Source organism: Microbacterium sp. NPDC055521 (assembly GCF_053619695.1).
Genome location: NZ_JBSHJX010000004.1, coordinates 173,341 through 187,578 on the forward strand (window position 1 = coordinate 173,341; position 14,238 = coordinate 187,578).

Sequence of the window (14,238 nt, forward strand, 5' to 3'; positions counted from 1 at the left end):
GGGCGCGTCAGCGCCGTGCGGTCAATGTCAGCAGGGTCGCCTCGGGGCGGCATGCGAATCGGACCGGTGCGTAGATCGAATGACCGCAGCCGGCCGAGACGTTCAGCGGCACCGTGCGGCCACCGTGCGACCAGCGGCTCAGGCCCTTCGCCTGCTCGAGCGGGATGTCGCAGTTCGCCACCAGCGCACCGAAGCCCGGGATGCACACCTGCCCGCCGTGGGTGTGACCGGCGAAGATGGCGTCCGCGCCGAGACCGATGAACGAGTCGAGCACCCGTCGGTACGGCGCGTGCGCCACGGCGATGCGCGACGTGCCTGAGGGAGCGTCGCCCAGCGATGAGATCGCTGAGGTGAGGGCGCCGAAGTCGTCCCACTCGCGGTGCGGGTCGTCGACCCCGGCGAAGTCGATGCTGTTGCCGGCGACGTTCATCCGCACCGCGGCGTTGTTCAGGTCGGCCCACCCGAGCTCGTCGGTGAAGAACGCGTCCATCGCGGCCGTGTCGAGCAGCTCAGGTGCGGGGTGCTTGCCGGATGGACCGCGGAAGTACTTCAGCGGATTGCGCGGGGTGGGCGCCACCACGTCGTTCGAGCCGTGCACGAAGACACCGGGCACGCCCTGGAACGGGGCGAACGCGCGCCGGATGCCGGCGAGACCCTCCGGATGCCCGAGATTGTCGCCCGTGTTCACGATCAGATCGGGCTCGAGTGCAGCGAGCGATGCGAGCCACCGCTGCTTGCGCCGCTGCCACGGTGCCATGTGCGCGTCGGAGACGTGCAGCACGCGCACCGGCGCGCTGCCCGGCGCGAGCGCCGCGGCGCTGACCTCTCGCACCGTGAACAGGTAGCGCTCGATGCCGATTCCCCAGACCGCCGCACCGACGCCGACGGCCCCCATCGCGCCGAGCGCGACGAGGGCCGGGTGCGCGGGCGCCAGACGGCTCAACCGTCACCCGCGCAGGTGAGCGTCACCACGGTGCCGGCGGGGGCGGGAGTGCCGGCAGGGGGGTTCTGTCCGTTCACGGTCGCCCCGTTCTTGCATCCCTCGGCAGATACGCCGAATCCGGCGCCTTCCAGGGCGGGTTTGGCCTGATTGAACTTCGCGCCCGTGACGTTCGGCACGGTCGCCTGCGCGGCGGGCTTGTTGCCCGTGCTCGGGCGCAGGGTGACGGTCGTGCCGCTGGCCGCTCGACCGGCGCCGGGGGTCTGCTCTGCGACCAGACCCGCGCCGATCTCGCTGTCGATCGGGTCGCCGACCTGCACGCTGAAGCCGGCCGCGTCGAGGATCTGCGTGGCCTCCTCGACCGACTTCCCGACCACGCTGGGCAGGTCCTTGGGGACGGTGCGCGTGAGGCTTCGATCGGGCTCGGGGAACCGGTCGCCGCCGTACACGGCGTTCGCGGCCCGCTGGATGTCTCTCGCGAGGGGGTAGCGGATGTCGTTGAGACGCGTCCCGTGAGCACGGAAGTTTCTCAGATCTTCGCGGCCGTTGACGTTTCCGACCCAAACCGCCGTCGTGACCTTGGTGCTCGATTCGACAAGCATGGTGTGCGAGATCTCTGCAGTACCGGTCTTGCCGATGACCGGGACGCCGTCGTTGGGGTTCGCGCCCGAGCCGGTTCCACCCTCCATCACGCCCCGCAGCGCGTATGCGGCGGTCGCCGCCACCTCTGGCGAGATCACCTGCGTGCAGCTCGTCTTCGGGAGCGGGATCTCTTCACCGTCCTGGGCGACGATCTTGTCGATGACGCGAGGCTCGCAGAAGATCCCCTTGTTGGCGACCGTGGCGTATGCACCGGCCATCTGAATCGGGGCGACCGACTTCGAACCGAGCACCGTGCCGAACGGATCGTTGGGGGCCTCACCATCCGTCGTGACATCGCCCATGTTGCCGTAATGGACGCCAAGACGCTTGGCCATCTTGTTGATGTCGCACAGGTCGAGCTGCTTCGCCATCGCGAGGAACCCGGTGTTCAGTGAGGCCGCGGTGAAGCTCCGCACGCTGCTGACGGAGCCCCGCCCTCCTCCGAAGTTCTTTGATGAATTGTCTTTGTTGAGGGTGTAGGTGCCGCCGCACTGAGCGAACTTGCCGACGACCGGATAGCGTCCGTCGAGCACCTCGTTGACCGAATGCCCACGCTCCAGCCATTCCAGCAGCGTGAACAGCTTCCATGTCGACCCGGTCTCGAAGCCGTTCGTGGAGCCGTTGTGCTTCTTGTCAGCGGCGAACACCTGAGATGACTGCCCATTGGCGAGGCTCGCGTTCGACGACTCGCTGAAGTCCGTGTTCTGCGCGATTGCGAGGATGCGGCCGGTGGACGCTTCGATCGAGACTCCGGCGCCGCCGACGAGAATCCCGGGCATCGCGGCCGGCACCCGGTTGCGCACTGCCTCCACCGCAGGACCCTGCACCCGCATGTCGAGCGAGGTGTAGATCTGCATGCCGCCGCGGCGCATGTTCTCCAGGCGCTTTTCCGGCGTGGCGCCGAATGCCTCGTCCTTCTCGACGACCGACTTCACATACTGACAGAAGTACGCGTTGGCGCCTGCCGCTGCACAGCCCTGCGTGGTCTGCGTGAGATTCGGCTCGATCGGCGCCTCCACTGCGGCCGCGTGCTGCTCCTTGGTGATCTGTCCGTTCTTCAGCATCTGATCGAGAACGTAGTCGCGGCGGTCCTTCGTGGTGGCATAGCCGTCGGCCGCGGTGTTGTGCGCGACGCCGTCCTTGTCGGTCCAGGTGCCCTCCTCCGGTCGATCGATGCGCAGCAGATTGGGCTCCTGCACCATGCCCGCCAGCGTTGCCGCCTGCACGAGGGTCACGTTCGCCGCGGTGGTGCCGAAGTAGCGGTTGGCCGCGGCCTCGATGCCGTAGGTGGTGCCGCCGAAGTTCGACACGTTCAGGTATCCGAGCAGGATCTCGTTCTTCGAGTAGTCCTTCTCGATCTGCACCGCGTAACGCATCTCCTGCAGTTTGCGCTCGATGCCCTCCGCGCCCTTCGACTGCGCGGCGCCCTCGAAGCACTGCTGGATCTTGGCGTCGTACTCCTCATCGTTGGGAGTGACGCCCTGCTCACACTGCTGGATCAACGCATTCTTGACATACTGCTGCGTGATCGTGGACGCGCCTCGAGACGACGAGCCGGTGAAGTTCTCGACCGCGGCCTTCATGGTCTGCAGGAGGTTCACGCCGCCGTGCTCGTAGAAGTTCTTGTCCTCGCTCGAGAGGATCGCGTCGTACAGCAGCGGCGACACCTGCTCGAACGTCACCGGCACGCGGTTCTGGTCGAAGAACTTCGCCATCTGGAACGGCTGCCCGTCGGCGCCGGTCGCGTAGAACTCGGTCGGCTCCATCGGCGCGCCGGGGGTCAGGCTGTTCGGCAGGTTGTCGAAGATCGTCAGCGCCTGCGAACCCGTCACTCCTGCGACGGCGATGGCGGGGGTGACGGCTGCGGTGACCAGGACCCCGGCGACCGCGCTCAGACCCACCAGGCCGAGCAGACCGCCGAGCACACCAGACAGCGTGCGTTTCGTTTGAGGCATACGCTGATGTTAAGGGAATTCCCTGAATAAGAGCCTCGACGCTTCGGCATCCCGTGCCGTTCGTCGCCGACGCACAGGAGTGCCATGATCACGTGGGAGTATCTGACCACGCCGCTGCTGATCCACAACACGGCGGCGATCCTCAACAACTGGGGCAAGCAGGGGTGGGAGCTCGTGCAGGTCGTGCCGGGCCCGGAGGGGGGTCTCGTCGCCTACCTGAAGCGTCCCGTCACGCAGGATTCGACCACCAACGCGGGCCTCGCCGCCGCGGCCGAGGCATCCCGCCAGTTCGAGGGGGAGAGCCGATGAGCGTCTCCGCCCGCCTCGCTGAGCTCGGCCTCGAGCTGCCCGCCGTGGCCGCTCCCGTCGCCGCATACGTCCCGGCCGTCGTCCACGGCGGTCTCGTCTACACCTCCGGGCAGCTGCCGTTCGTCGACGGGGCCCTGCCGGCGACCGGGAAGGTCGGCGCCGAGATCGAGGCGGCGGATGCCCAGGGCTACGCCCGCACGTGCGCGCTGAACGCGCTGGCCGCCGCCGCGCAGGCGGCCGGAGGTGTCGACCGGCTCGCCGGTGTGCTGCGCGTGGGCGGCTTCGTGGCATCCGACCCCACCTTCACCGGTCAGCCGGCCGTCGTCAACGGCGCCAGCAACGTGCTCGGCGAGATCTTCGGCGACGCAGGGCAGCACGCCCGCGCGGCCGTCGGGGTGGCGAGCCTGCCGCTCGACACCCCCGTCGAGGTCGAGGTCACCTTCATCCTCGCCTGAGCTGCCCCCTTGCCGCCGCTGCTCGCCTCAGCGAGGGGCTGGCGAAGATCAGAATCCCCGCCAAGATCAGCCCCGCCCCCACCCACGCCGCGGTGGTGGGGGAGTCTGCGCCGGTCGCCGCCAGGGCCGCGCGATCGACGTGGACGGGGGTGATGGCGCTGAATCCGGTCTCGGCGAAGTGCAGGATCAGGTGGTGGTCGCCGTCGGGTACGGCGCTCAGATCGAAGGCGTCGGCTGCGTCGCCCTCCCGCCATTGCACTGATCCGAGTGCGATAGGAGCGGACCGCATCGTCCCGATCACGCTCGAGCGGGTGCTTCGGACCTTCTCGACGAACGACGTCATCAGATCCACGCCCTCTGCCTGCCTGGTCATCAGCGGCTGCAGCCGCAGCATGTCCATCTGCTGGGAGTTGCGTGCGACGTCCAGCTGGGCGCGCAGTGCGGCCGCGGCCGCAGCTGCCTGAACCCGTCCGGCCGTGGGGTCGGGCTCGCCGTCCCTGTAGAGATCCTGGAAGGGGTGTGTCATCGACGCGCCACGCAGGGCAGCGGCAGCAGCGTCGAACCCGGCACGGGAGGGTGCGCGTCCATACGCTTCGAGAGCCGCGACCGCATCGACAGATGCGGCGATGGCTCGATTGCGTTCATGCACCTCGGAGAGCTGTGAGCCCAGCTGCTGCTCCTGCAACGACGCCCGGGTGTCCTGCAGCATCAGCATGACGTTCTCCAGGTCTGCGGTGGCGATCACGGATCCGGTCTGCCGCAGGCCTGTCATCCGGTCAAGCAGGCTGTTCACGGGCGGGATCCCGTCCGCTCGGTCAGTGTCCTGCGCGAAGCCCAGAACCTGGCCGGCGTCGCTCATGAGTGCGACGGGGTCGCCGTTCGCGCGCTGAGCTGCGTCGATGACGGAGTCCAGCACGGTGTCGGGGGAGGTGCCCAGCGCGCTCGAGACGGGTCGGGAGAACAGGGGGATGCCGGGGTATACGTAGGCGGCCGCGTGCGTCGGAGCGGGAACGGGAACCGTCGGTGCGGGGGTGGGTGCAGGGGAAGGAGTCGGAGTGGGGGTCGGGGTCGGGGTCGGAGTCGGAGTCGGAGTCGGTGTCGGAGTAGGTGTGGGTGTCGGAGCCGGCGTGGGTGTGGGAGCGACGCTGTCGGACACCAGTGCGAACTCTCGATCGACGTCGATTCCCGGCTGCGCTGCGGCGACGCGAAAGGGCGGGTTGGCGGGTTGCTCTGCCGCCAGCACGAGCCCGGGCGGCGGGGTCAGCGCCAGCCTGTAATCGTCGTCGGCGGTGGCCGGGACCGCTCCGCTCGTGAACCTGCCGTCAGCGGCGAGAGGCACACGCTGCACCTCGACGTCTCCGCTGAGGATCGCGAGCGTCGATCCCTGCAGGTCGGCGACTGGTGCACCATCCGCCGTCGCGGAGACCGTTCCGGTGATGGTGGCGAAACTGCCCCAGAACGTGACCGAGACGGAGTCGCTATCGAGGGTGAATTCCGTCTGAGCCTCGGTGCGCTCGAGTTCTCCCTGTGCACCCGGCCACACGGCATCCGCCACGAAGGAGCGCTGATCGCCGTCGACGGTGGGGCTCGCCTCGATGTCGAGGGAGACGGTGCCATCGGCTCTCGTGGTGCCGGATGCGAGCACCGCTCCGTCGACGGAGGGCCCGCGCACAGTGACAGCGACGCCCGCGAGCGCCGCAGTGTCGGTGCCGTCGCTGATGGTCGCCTCGATGGTGATGGGAGTCGACACGGCGGACGCATACGCCACGGGCGGCAGGGCCGCGATGATCATGCCGGCGGCAATGGCGACGGCGCCCGACGTCCGCCCGAAGGGGGAGGAGGCGCTGCGCTGCGCAGTGCGGAGAGGATGCATCGCACCAGTATGGACTGAGTCCAAAGATAGATACAAGCCAAAATTTGCGGTTACACTTGTGTCTTCCGGGAGGATGGGGATGAGCCGACTTCGTGAGGCCAAAATGCATGCCGCCAGACGGTTGATGGAGCAGGCCGCCGTCGATCTCGCCTACGAGGAGGGGATCGGTGCTGTCACCGTCGACCGCGTGTGCGCCACGGCGATGATGTCGCGCAGCACGTTCTTCAACTACTTCCCGTCTCTCGACCAGGCGATCTTCGGGGCGCCGCTGTCATACGACCCTGATCTCACCGCGCGCGTGCTGGCTCAGCATTCCCGAGACCTGGTCGTCGCAGCCTGCCTCATCGTGATGGAGTCGGTGCGTGGCCAGGTCGACGACGAGCTGACGCGGAAGCGCTTCGCGCTGTTCATACGGGAACCGGGAACCACGAACGCCGTGTCCTGGACCAGTCACGAGAGCAGGCAGGGCCTCGAGAACGTCATCGCCGACTGGCTTCGTGAGCACCCCGAGTCGGCTCGACTCGCTGACGCGGATCCCGAGACCGAAGCCAGGATGACAGTGGGCTTCTCGATCGCGCTCGGCGACGAGGTTATGCGCCTCGTGGGCGATGAGGGCGGTGAGTTGCCGTTCGATGTCGCCCACTTCCGGACCGTGCGCGAGCGGATGGCCAGGATCAGCCTGCCCGACGGCTGAGCACGCTCAGTGCTCGCTTCGACGGTGATGGCGCCTCGGCGATCCTCAGGAACTACTTGACCTGACTGGTGATGGTGCTCATCACCATGGTGTCGGCCAGCGTCGTCGTGTCGCCGACCTCGCGGCCCTCGGCGACATCCCGCAGCAGACGACGCATGATCTTGCCGGAGCGGGTCTTCGGCAGCTCGTTCACGATGTAGACATCGCGCGGACGGGCGATCGGGCCGATCTGCTCGCCGACCCAGCCGCGCAGCAGCGTCGCCAGGCCCTCGGGCGAATGCACCTCGAGGTAGCTCTGCTTGATGATCACGAACGCGACCACGGCCTGCCCGGTGGTCTCATCCGACGCGCCGACCACGGCCGCCTCGGCGGTGGCCTCGTGCGCGACGATCGACGACTCGATCTCGGTCGTCGACAGGCGGTGGCCAGACACATTCATCACGTCGTCGACGCGGCCGAGCAGCCACAGATCGCCGTCCTCGTCGAGACGCGCGCCGTCACCGGCGAAGTAGTACCCCTTGTCCTGGAACTTCTCCCAGTAGGTCTCCTTGAACCGCTCCGGATCGCCCCAGATGCCGCGCAGCATGCTCGGCCACGGCTCGGTGATCACCAGCAGCCCGCCATTGCCGTTGCCGACCTCGTTGCCGTCGTCATCGACGACATCGATCGAGACGCCCGGGATGGGCACCTGCGCTGAACCGGGCTTGGTGGCGGTGATGCCGGGGAGGGGGGAGACCATGATCGCCCCGGTCTCGGTCTGCCACCACGTGTCGACGATCGGAGTCGCGCCCGCGCCGATCACCTCGCGGTACCACATCCACGCCTCGGGGTTGATGGGCTCGCCCACCGAGCCGAGCAGGCGCAGGCTCGACAGGTCGAACTTCTGCGGGATCTGACGACCGAGCTTCATGAACGAGCGGATCGCCGTCGGCGCGGTGTAGAAGATCGTCACGCCGTACTTCTCGATGAGCTCCCACCAGCGTCCGGGGTGCGGCGAGTCGGGCGTGCCCTCGAAGAGCACCTGGGTCGCGCCGTTGGCCAGCGGACCGTAGGTGACGTAGCTGTGCCCGGTGACCCAGCCGATGTCGGCGGTGCACCAGAACACGTCGGACTCGGGATGCAGGTCGAAGACGTACTTGTGCGTGTACGCGGCCTGCACCAGGTAGCCGCCCGAGGTGTGCAGGATGCCCTTCGGTTTTCCGGTCGTGCCCGAGGTGTACAGGATGAACAGCGGGTTCTCGGCGGGGAAGGACTGCGCCTCGTGATCGCCGGATGCCTGCGGCACCACGTCGTGCCACCAGATGTCGCGCTCGTCGTTCCAATCGACCTGGTTCTCGCCGCGCTTGACGACGAGCACGTGCTCGACGGTCTGCTGCTCGCCTTCGCCGTTGCGGTCGCTGAGCGCCAGGTCGACGGCGGGCTTGAGCGCCGACACCTTGCCCTTGCGGTAGCCGCCGTCGGCGGTGATCACGAGCTTGGCTCCGGCGTCGTCGATCCGGGAGCGCAGGCTGTCGGCGCTGAACCCGCCGAAGACGACGGAGTGGACGGCGCCGAGGCGCGCCACGGCGAGCATGGAGATGACGGCCTCGGGGATCATCGGCAGGTAGATGGCGACGCGGTCGCCGTGACCGATGCCGAGGTTCTGCAGCACATTGGCGGTGCGCTTGACCTCGTCGGTGAGCTCGGCGTACGTGATGCGACGCTCGTCGCCCGGTTCGCCCTCCCAGAGGATGGCCACGCGGTCGCCGTTGCCGGCTTCGACGTGGCGGTCGAGGCAGTTGTAGGCGACGTTGAGCTCACCGTCGTCGAACCACTTCGCGAACGGCGGGTTCGACCAGTCGAGCACCTGCGTGAACGGCGTGTGCCAGTGCACGCTCTCCCGGGCCTGCTCGCCCCAGAACGACTCACGGTCGGCCGCAGCCCGCTCGTAGAGCGCCGGGTCGTCGATCGACTGGGCGACGAACTCCTCTGACGGCGGGAATCTACGGGCCTCGTCGAGGAGGTGGTCGATCTGGCTGCTCATGCACTCGCTCCTTTGCGCGGTCGGGTGATCGTGCAGGGACACGACCGTGACACGGCGAATCTAGTCCCGAAGGAGGGTGCCGCCTACTGTCGAAAGTCGGTAGTGAAAATGGTTTGCCGTGGCGCGGGGCGCGTGCATACACTGACCTCAGCCGAATTCGTTTACGGCTTCAGCGCGCCCGGATGCCCCCTCGTACCGGGCGGCGCGAGGCGGCACCTCATTCCCCCCGTGAGGTGCCGCCTGTCCGTCTGCGGAGTGCCGCCGGGATCTGTCTGCACAGTGCCGCGGTCGGGGCAGTTGTGCACATCGCCTGGCAATCGGGATTCGCCGCGCGGGAAGACGCGCCTAACGTCGTCGCATGCCCGAACCGTTCGTCCTCCGACCGCGGCAGTCCGACGCCCGCATCGGCGCTCATCAGGGCGCCGAGGTCGACGTGGACCCTGCCCTCGGCGCCCTCGCCGAGCACGTGCGCGACCCTGCGGTGACGGATATCTTCGTCAACGGTGCGGACGGCCTCTACGTCGATCGCGGTCGCGGCGCCGAGCGGGTGCCGGCGTGGCGCGCGTCGGAGCGCGAGGTGCGCGACCTCGCGGTCGCCCTCGTCGCCGCAGGCGGACGCCACCTCGATGACCAGTCGCCCTGCGTCGACGTGCGGCTCGCCTCGGCCATCCGCGTGCATGCCGTACTCGCGCCGGTCTCGGTGAACGGCACCGCCCTGTCGGTGCGCATTCCCCGCGTGCTCGGCGCCGACCTCGACGCGCTCGCCGCGACGGGCACGTTCACCGGGGCGCAGCGGGCCTGGCTGGCGAAGCTGGTGCGCGATCGTGCGAACGTGCTGATCACCGGCGGAACCGGCACGGGCAAGACGACGCTGCTCGCGGCCTTGCTGTCGCACGTGGGTGCGGGGGAGCGGATCGTCACCATCGAGGACGTCGCCGAGCTGCGCCCCCGGCATCCTCATCACATCTCGCTCGAAGCACGCCAGGCGAATCTCGAGGGCGCCGGCCGTATCACCCTCGCGATGCTCGTGCGGGAGTCGCTGCGGATGCGCCCCGATCGGCTCGTCGTCGGCGAGTGCCGTGGCGAGGAGGTGCGTGAGCTGCTGACCGCCTTGAACACCGGGCACGACGGGGGCGCGGGAACGCTGCACGCCTCGGGGCTGGCCGATGTGCCGGCACGCATGGAGGCACTCGGGGCACTCGCCGGAATGGATGCCACGGCCCTGGCGCGACAGGTGGTCAGCGCCTTCACGATCGTGCTGCATCTGGAGCGCAGCACCGACGGGCGCCGGCGCATCGCGCACGCCGGCCGGTTCGTGATGCGCGGCGATCGGCTGGCCATGGAGGAGGTGCAGCCGTGGTGAGGTGGCGGCGCCGGCATCCGGACCCGGACGATGCCCCGCGTGCGGCGGCCGCGGTGCGCACCCTCGCCGTGCTGCTGCAGGCGGGAGCCCGGCCGCACACGGCGTGGCGGCACCTCGCCGACACCGGCGACGCCGTCGCGGCGCGCGTCGTCGCGCGCGTCGATGCCGGGGCCGAGCTCGTGGGGGCGATCGACGCGGAAGGCGGCGCATGGTCGGATGTCGCAGCCGCCTGGGAGATCGCGACGACCGTCGGTGCACCGCTGGCCGACGTGCTGCGGGCGCTGTCGGAATCGCTGCAGGATGCCGCGTCCGCGACGGACGACGTGCGGGTCGCGCTGGCCGAGCCCACCGGCACTGCGCGACTGCTGCTCTGGCTGCCGTTCGCCGGACTGCTCCTGGGATTCGCGCTGGGTTTCGACACGATCGGCGTGCTGGTGAGCAACCCGTTCGGCGTCGCCTGCGTCGTGCTCGGCCTCGCCCTGGTCCTCGTGGCGCGCTGGTGGACGGCACGCATGGTGCGGGCCGCGCAGCCGACGGCGGGCACACCCGGCATGCACGCCGAACTGGTCGCGGTCGCGCTCGCCGGCGGCGTCGGCATCCCGCGCGCGCTGCGGCTCGTCGAGCACAGCCCTGCCACCCTGTCGGACGATCGCAGCAGCACGGACGCGGTCCTGGAGCTGTCGCGCTCGGCCGGTGTGCCGGCCGGTGAGCTGCTGCGCGCGACGGCGGCACAGCAGCGCCACGAGTCGCGCGTGCGAGGGCGAGTCCGCGCCGCGCGGCTCTCGTCGAAGCTGCTGCTGCCGCTGGGCGCCTGCACGCTGCCCGCATTCCTCCTGCTCGGGGTCGCACCGCTCATGCTCAGCGTGCTCGCCTCGACACCCCTGCCCATCTGAGACGTCGAGGGCGAGAGCCGCCCCGCACGAGAGAGAAGGAACACCATGACCGCACCCTGCATCGACCCGCTGCCCCCGCTCACCCGAAGCCGCGCAGCCGAACTGTTCACCGACGAGACGGGAGCAGCCACAGCCGAATACGCGATCACGACGATGGCCACTGTAGAGACAAATTAGCGGATATGGAGGTCCGGCGATGGGGCGACGGAGCGAGTTGATCGCGGTGCGCGTACTGCGCGAACAGGAATGGGCGTATGACGGCTGGCGACAGCGGCTCACGTACGTCGACATGGCGCGGCGCTCGGCCCTGCCCGAGAGTGAGGGCGGGCTCGGTTACGCGCTGAGTGAGTACGTCGTGAAGCAGCGCCTCGACGGCTACCGCGACCGGATGAAGCCGCTTCTCGAGGCGAACGCGATCACCGCGCGCGAGCGGCAGATCGCCGAGCTCGACCAACTGTCGCGCCTGGCACAGGCGGCGCTCGCGAAGGCGGCGGGCGACGGCGTGCTCGATAAGGACGCGGCGAAGCTACTGCTCGACATCCACACGCGAGAGGCGAAGCTGCTCGGCTTGGACGCCGCCGAGACGATCATCGTCGCGCCCCTGTCCACTCGCGAGCAGGTCGACGCCGAGCTCGAGGCGATGCTCGCTCGCATCCCCGCGGAAGAACGGGTCACGATCCGCCACGAGGAACGCTGACCGAGCACGAAGAAGCCCCGCCGAGCGTGATCCTCGGCGGGGCTTCTTTGTCTATCGGCGCCGTTGCGGCTCGTGCGCGCGCCGGTGTTCTCGTGCGACCTCGTGCGCCCTGTCGCGCTCGGTGAACGGGCCGACGACGAAACCGCACGTGCACACCACGAGCGTTCCCGTCTCGCGGCTGTAGTCCGTCCGGCACGCGTGCGCAATCATGTGTGGCCAAGTCGCGCGTCGCCGGGGCCGGCCTGCCACACGGTCACGCGGTTGGGCGCCGACGAGAGGTCGGTGCTTCGGACAGTGGGGAGCACGACGGCGCCTTCGACGCGAAGCTCGCCGCCGATTGCGACGTTCCCCGCGAGAACGGCAGCGACGTAGGCGGCGACCTTCTGGTCGATGATCGCGTCAGTCTGTGCGTCGGTGCGCCGCCCCGCGGCCCATGCGTCAAGCTGCGCTTGAATGTCGGCGACGAGCGCGGCGAGCTTCGCGACCGTGTTCCCGAGGGCCTCGCCCGAGGGCGCCTCGAGGATGCGTAGACGACGCTGCACGTCGTCAAGCTCGTCGATGAGGTCGCCGAGCTCGCTGGGGATCGCGCCTTGCCGTGAGCTACGACGCATCATCCACGCCCTTGCAGCATCCGCGCGGCCTGTTCGCTCGCTGTCGGCCCGCGCTCGGCGCGTCCGATGCCGTCGCCGTCTCGCTCGCCCCCGACGCTCTGGCGTTCGTACACCTGGCGACGAGGCGAGCCCTCGAGCGTGCCGGCGCGGCGCTTCTCGGCGAGCGCGGTGAACTCGGCGTTCTCGTCAGCCGTGAGGTCGTCTTTGCCGATGAGTTCGCGCAGACGCTTGTAGTCGCCCGTCTCGCCGTGCACTTTCGCGGTGCGCTCGGTGCGGCGGGTGTTACCGGCGAGGTATGCCCCTGCCTGTTCGGATGCCGTGCTCATGAGTTGTTCCTCTCGGTCGTGTCGGGGGTGGGGTGTATCATCCGGCGCCGTGCCTTCCATGCGGCGACGAGACGGTCGAATTCCGCGTCGTCGGCCGGCGTCGGGTTGTCGTTGTCGATCAGGGCGACGATCCGCTCGCGCAGAGCGTCGAGGTCGGGCTCGTCGTGCCACCGCTGCCACGCGGCGACCCGCTGGCGCTGCCCCTCGCGCCCCGGATACTTGGCGTCCAGGTAGCGAAGGCACGCGAGCAGGTAGGCGGGTTCGCTGTCGTAGCGGTGTCGGCGGGGTCGCTTGACGCTCATGGTGTCCACCCCCTCGACTGACGCGACCAGCCGATCAGCGTGACCTCGAGCTCGGCGAGCTTGAGCAACACCGTCAGCCGCGCCACGTCGTCCGAGTACGTTCCCGGCGCGGACGCCTGTCGCGTCAGGTCGCGGATCTTCTCACGCACGACCCATTCCTGTTCGACGAGCGATTCGGCCTCGCTGATCTCGGCGTTGTCGGCGATGCGCTTATCGACCTCGGCGCGCGTGATGTGCAGGTGCTCGGCGATGCGGTCACGACGCTCGCCGCGGATCAGGTAGCCGAGGATCGCGGTGTCCAGGTCGACGGGCCCGAAGTCGTCATCGACGTCGCCGTCGATCGCGACCGGCGCGAGCGGCGTGAACGGCGTGCGCTCAGTCGTCATCGTCGGCGCCGATCATCAGGTCGCCGAGTGCAGGGGCGGCGACGGGCTCGGGTGCCGTCTGCGCGGGGCTGTGCGCCTCGCTGACGACCTCGGGCGCGACCGCGGTCTTCCTGTCCCGCTTCGCAGTCTTGAGCGGCTTGAGCGTCGCCTTCGCCGCCTCGATCTCGTTCGCGAGCTTGGCGACAGCCTGGCGCACATGCTCCTGAGCGAGCCCGAGCTCGACCCGCGGGGTCTGCATGATGTGCCGAACGGTGAGCGCGCCGCCCTGAGTGGTGCGTTCCTCGAGAAGGTGGATCAGGCCGGCCGTGCCGTCGTGCACGTCCATCACCTCGGCGAGCACGCGCTCGACCATGGCAAGCTTCGCGGGCAGGGTGGCGAGCTTGCGAAGACTCGCCTTCGCGATCTCGGGCGCGGCCTCGTCGAGTGCTGCGTTCAGCTTGACGACGCCGAGCCGCTCGGCTTCGCGCGCCGCGCCGAGCAGCTTCGCGACGCGCGCCTTCTCGGCTCGAAGTGCGTCGATGCCGGCCGTATCGTCGGCGAGCCCTTCGTCGACAGACTCGCCCGCCCACAGGGCATCGGCGACGCCGGCGGGCTGTGCGTTGAGTGCGTCGCGAAGCTGCTCGTCGAGCATCATGTCGTCGCGCTCGAAGCCCTGTCGCTTCGTCGTGATCTCGCCGAGGCGAATGTACGTCTCGCGGGTAGCCGCGTCGGCGATGCCCTCAGGTGCGCCGAGGTCGATGCGTCGCCCTGCTGCGTGGTAACCGGCCAT

At 69.1% G+C, this 14,238-nt stretch carries 16 protein-coding genes; 7 read left to right on the top strand and 9 right to left on the bottom strand.

Translation table 11 applies throughout. The features are described 5' to 3' along the window. Positions 1–7 precede the first annotated feature (7 nt). Both ACWGSM_RS06095 and ACWGSM_RS06100 read right to left on the bottom strand, forming a co-directional pair. Positions 8–895 carry a metallophosphoesterase gene (locus ACWGSM_RS06095; RefSeq protein WP_452322139.1) on the bottom strand — a complete coding sequence of 296 codons (888 nt, stop codon included), beginning with the start codon at positions 893–895 and terminating at the stop codon, positions 8–10. Positions 896–939: 44 nt separating this feature from the next. Then, positions 940–3,537, bottom strand: coding sequence for a transglycosylase domain-containing protein (locus tag ACWGSM_RS06100; protein ID WP_452322043.1), 2,598 nt, complete (start codon positions 3,535–3,537; stop codon positions 940–942). 84 nt (positions 3,538–3,621) lie between these two features. Here ACWGSM_RS06100 and ACWGSM_RS06105 point away from each other — a divergent pair, with 84 nt between their 5' ends. Both ACWGSM_RS06105 and ACWGSM_RS06110 read left to right on the top strand, forming a co-directional pair. After that, a complete protein-coding gene (locus ACWGSM_RS06105) occupies positions 3,622–3,846 on the top strand; it encodes a hypothetical protein (protein ID WP_452322044.1) in 225 nt (74 codons plus the stop codon). Further along, positions 3,843–4,301, top strand: coding sequence for a RidA family protein (locus ACWGSM_RS06110; RefSeq protein ID WP_452322045.1), 459 nt, complete (start codon positions 3,843–3,845; stop codon positions 4,299–4,301). The genes ACWGSM_RS06105 and ACWGSM_RS06110 overlap by 4 nt, the downstream gene beginning before the upstream one ends. On the opposite strand, the gene ACWGSM_RS06115 is transcribed toward ACWGSM_RS06110, so the two are convergent. Continuing rightward, a complete protein-coding gene (locus ACWGSM_RS06115; protein ID WP_452322046.1) occupies positions 4,288–6,174 on the bottom strand; it encodes a hypothetical protein in 1,887 nt (628 codons plus the stop codon). The two genes, ACWGSM_RS06110 and ACWGSM_RS06115, sit on opposite strands and share 14 nt — an antisense overlap. 79 nt (positions 6,175–6,253) lie before the next feature. On the opposite strand from ACWGSM_RS06115, the gene ACWGSM_RS06120 reads away from it, so the two are divergent. Beyond that, entirely contained in the window at positions 6,254–6,868 is a 615-nt protein-coding gene (locus ACWGSM_RS06120) for a TetR/AcrR family transcriptional regulator (RefSeq protein ID WP_191712823.1), read from the top strand. 52 nt (positions 6,869–6,920) lie between these two features. Here ACWGSM_RS06120 and acs read toward each other — a convergent pair whose 3' ends face one another. Further along, positions 6,921–8,891, bottom strand: a complete 1,971-nt coding sequence (gene acs, locus ACWGSM_RS06125) for an acetate--CoA ligase (protein ID WP_452322047.1) — start codon at positions 8,889–8,891, stop codon at positions 6,921–6,923. Positions 8,892–9,249: 358 nt separating this feature from the next. Here acs and ACWGSM_RS06130 point away from each other — a divergent pair, with 358 nt between their 5' ends. From ACWGSM_RS06130 to ACWGSM_RS06145, 4 genes are read left to right on the top strand one after another with little or no spacing between them, the layout of a single operon-like run. Then, positions 9,250–10,254, top strand: coding sequence for a TadA family conjugal transfer-associated ATPase (locus ACWGSM_RS06130; protein WP_452322048.1), 1,005 nt, complete (start codon positions 9,250–9,252; stop codon positions 10,252–10,254). Further along, positions 10,248–11,147: a type II secretion system F family protein gene (locus ACWGSM_RS06135; RefSeq protein WP_452322049.1), complete on the top strand. Its 900-nt coding sequence runs from the start codon at positions 10,248–10,250 to the stop codon at positions 11,145–11,147. The genes ACWGSM_RS06130 and ACWGSM_RS06135 overlap by 7 nt, the downstream gene beginning before the upstream one ends. 45 nt (positions 11,148–11,192) lie before the next feature. Continuing rightward, on the top strand, positions 11,193–11,324 hold the full coding sequence (locus ACWGSM_RS06140) for a hypothetical protein (RefSeq protein WP_452322050.1): 132 nt from the start codon (positions 11,193–11,195) through the stop codon (positions 11,322–11,324). A 19-nt stretch (positions 11,325–11,343) separates the two neighbouring features. Beyond that, positions 11,344–11,844: a hypothetical protein gene (locus ACWGSM_RS06145; protein ID WP_452322051.1), complete on the top strand. Its 501-nt coding sequence runs from the start codon at positions 11,344–11,346 to the stop codon at positions 11,842–11,844. Positions 11,845–12,050: 206 nt separating this feature from the next. Here ACWGSM_RS06145 and ACWGSM_RS06150 read toward each other — a convergent pair whose 3' ends face one another. The 5 genes from ACWGSM_RS06150 to ACWGSM_RS06170 are packed head-to-tail and all read right to left on the bottom strand — an operon-like array spanning position 12,051 to position 14,238. Next, complete coding sequence (locus tag ACWGSM_RS06150; protein ID WP_452322052.1) at positions 12,051–12,458, bottom strand: hypothetical protein; 408 nt, start codon at positions 12,456–12,458, stop codon at positions 12,051–12,053. Next, positions 12,455–12,781, bottom strand: a complete 327-nt coding sequence (locus ACWGSM_RS06155; protein ID WP_452322053.1) for a hypothetical protein — start codon at positions 12,779–12,781, stop codon at positions 12,455–12,457. The genes ACWGSM_RS06150 and ACWGSM_RS06155 overlap by 4 nt, the downstream gene beginning before the upstream one ends. Then, positions 12,778–13,083, bottom strand: coding sequence for a hypothetical protein (locus ACWGSM_RS06160; protein ID WP_452322054.1), 306 nt, complete (start codon positions 13,081–13,083; stop codon positions 12,778–12,780). Before ACWGSM_RS06160 ends, ACWGSM_RS06155 begins: the two co-directional genes overlap by 4 nt. Continuing rightward, positions 13,080–13,469 carry a hypothetical protein gene (locus ACWGSM_RS06165; protein ID WP_452322055.1) on the bottom strand — a complete coding sequence of 130 codons (390 nt, stop codon included), beginning with the start codon at positions 13,467–13,469 and terminating at the stop codon, positions 13,080–13,082. The genes ACWGSM_RS06160 and ACWGSM_RS06165 overlap by 4 nt, the downstream gene beginning before the upstream one ends. Next, positions 13,459–14,238 (bottom strand): hypothetical protein, encoded by a 780-nt coding sequence (locus tag ACWGSM_RS06170; RefSeq protein WP_452322056.1) that lies wholly within the window; start codon positions 14,236–14,238, stop codon positions 13,459–13,461. The genes ACWGSM_RS06165 and ACWGSM_RS06170 overlap by 11 nt, the downstream gene beginning before the upstream one ends.

Bases quoted from the DNA above. Each gene is read 5' to 3' on its own strand.
- ACWGSM_RS06095 (WP_452322139.1), bottom strand. From the start codon at position 895: ATGGGGGCCGTCGGCGTCGGTGCGGCGGTCTGGGGAATCGGCATCGAG.
- ACWGSM_RS06100 (WP_452322043.1), bottom strand. From the start codon at position 3,537: ATGCCTCAAACGAAACGCACGCTGTCTGGTGTGCTCGGCGGTCTGCTC.
- ACWGSM_RS06105 (WP_452322044.1), top strand. From the start codon at position 3,622: ATGATCACGTGGGAGTATCTGACCACGCCGCTGCTGATCCACAACACG.
- ACWGSM_RS06110 (WP_452322045.1), top strand. From the start codon at position 3,843: ATGAGCGTCTCCGCCCGCCTCGCTGAGCTCGGCCTCGAGCTGCCCGCC.
- ACWGSM_RS06115 (WP_452322046.1), bottom strand. From the start codon at position 6,174: ATGCATCCTCTCCGCACTGCGCAGCGCAGCGCCTCCTCCCCCTTCGGG.
- ACWGSM_RS06120 (WP_191712823.1), top strand. From the start codon at position 6,254: ATGAGCCGACTTCGTGAGGCCAAAATGCATGCCGCCAGACGGTTGATG.
- acs (WP_452322047.1), bottom strand. From the start codon at position 8,891: ATGAGCAGCCAGATCGACCACCTCCTCGACGAGGCCCGTAGATTCCCG.
- ACWGSM_RS06130 (WP_452322048.1), top strand. From the start codon at position 9,250: ATGCCCGAACCGTTCGTCCTCCGACCGCGGCAGTCCGACGCCCGCATC.
- ACWGSM_RS06140 (WP_452322050.1), top strand. From the start codon at position 11,193: ATGACCGCACCCTGCATCGACCCGCTGCCCCCGCTCACCCGAAGCCGC.
- ACWGSM_RS06145 (WP_452322051.1), top strand. From the start codon at position 11,344: ATGGGGCGACGGAGCGAGTTGATCGCGGTGCGCGTACTGCGCGAACAG.
- ACWGSM_RS06150 (WP_452322052.1), bottom strand. From the start codon at position 12,458: ATGATGCGTCGTAGCTCACGGCAAGGCGCGATCCCCAGCGAGCTCGGC.
- ACWGSM_RS06155 (WP_452322053.1), bottom strand. From the start codon at position 12,781: ATGAGCACGGCATCCGAACAGGCAGGGGCATACCTCGCCGGTAACACC.
- ACWGSM_RS06160 (WP_452322054.1), bottom strand. From the start codon at position 13,083: ATGAGCGTCAAGCGACCCCGCCGACACCGCTACGACAGCGAACCCGCC.
- ACWGSM_RS06165 (WP_452322055.1), bottom strand. From the start codon at position 13,469: ATGACGACTGAGCGCACGCCGTTCACGCCGCTCGCGCCGGTCGCGATC.
- ACWGSM_RS06170 (WP_452322056.1), bottom strand. From the start codon at position 14,238: ATGGCCGGTTACCACGCAGCAGGGCGACGCATCGACCTCGGCGCACCT.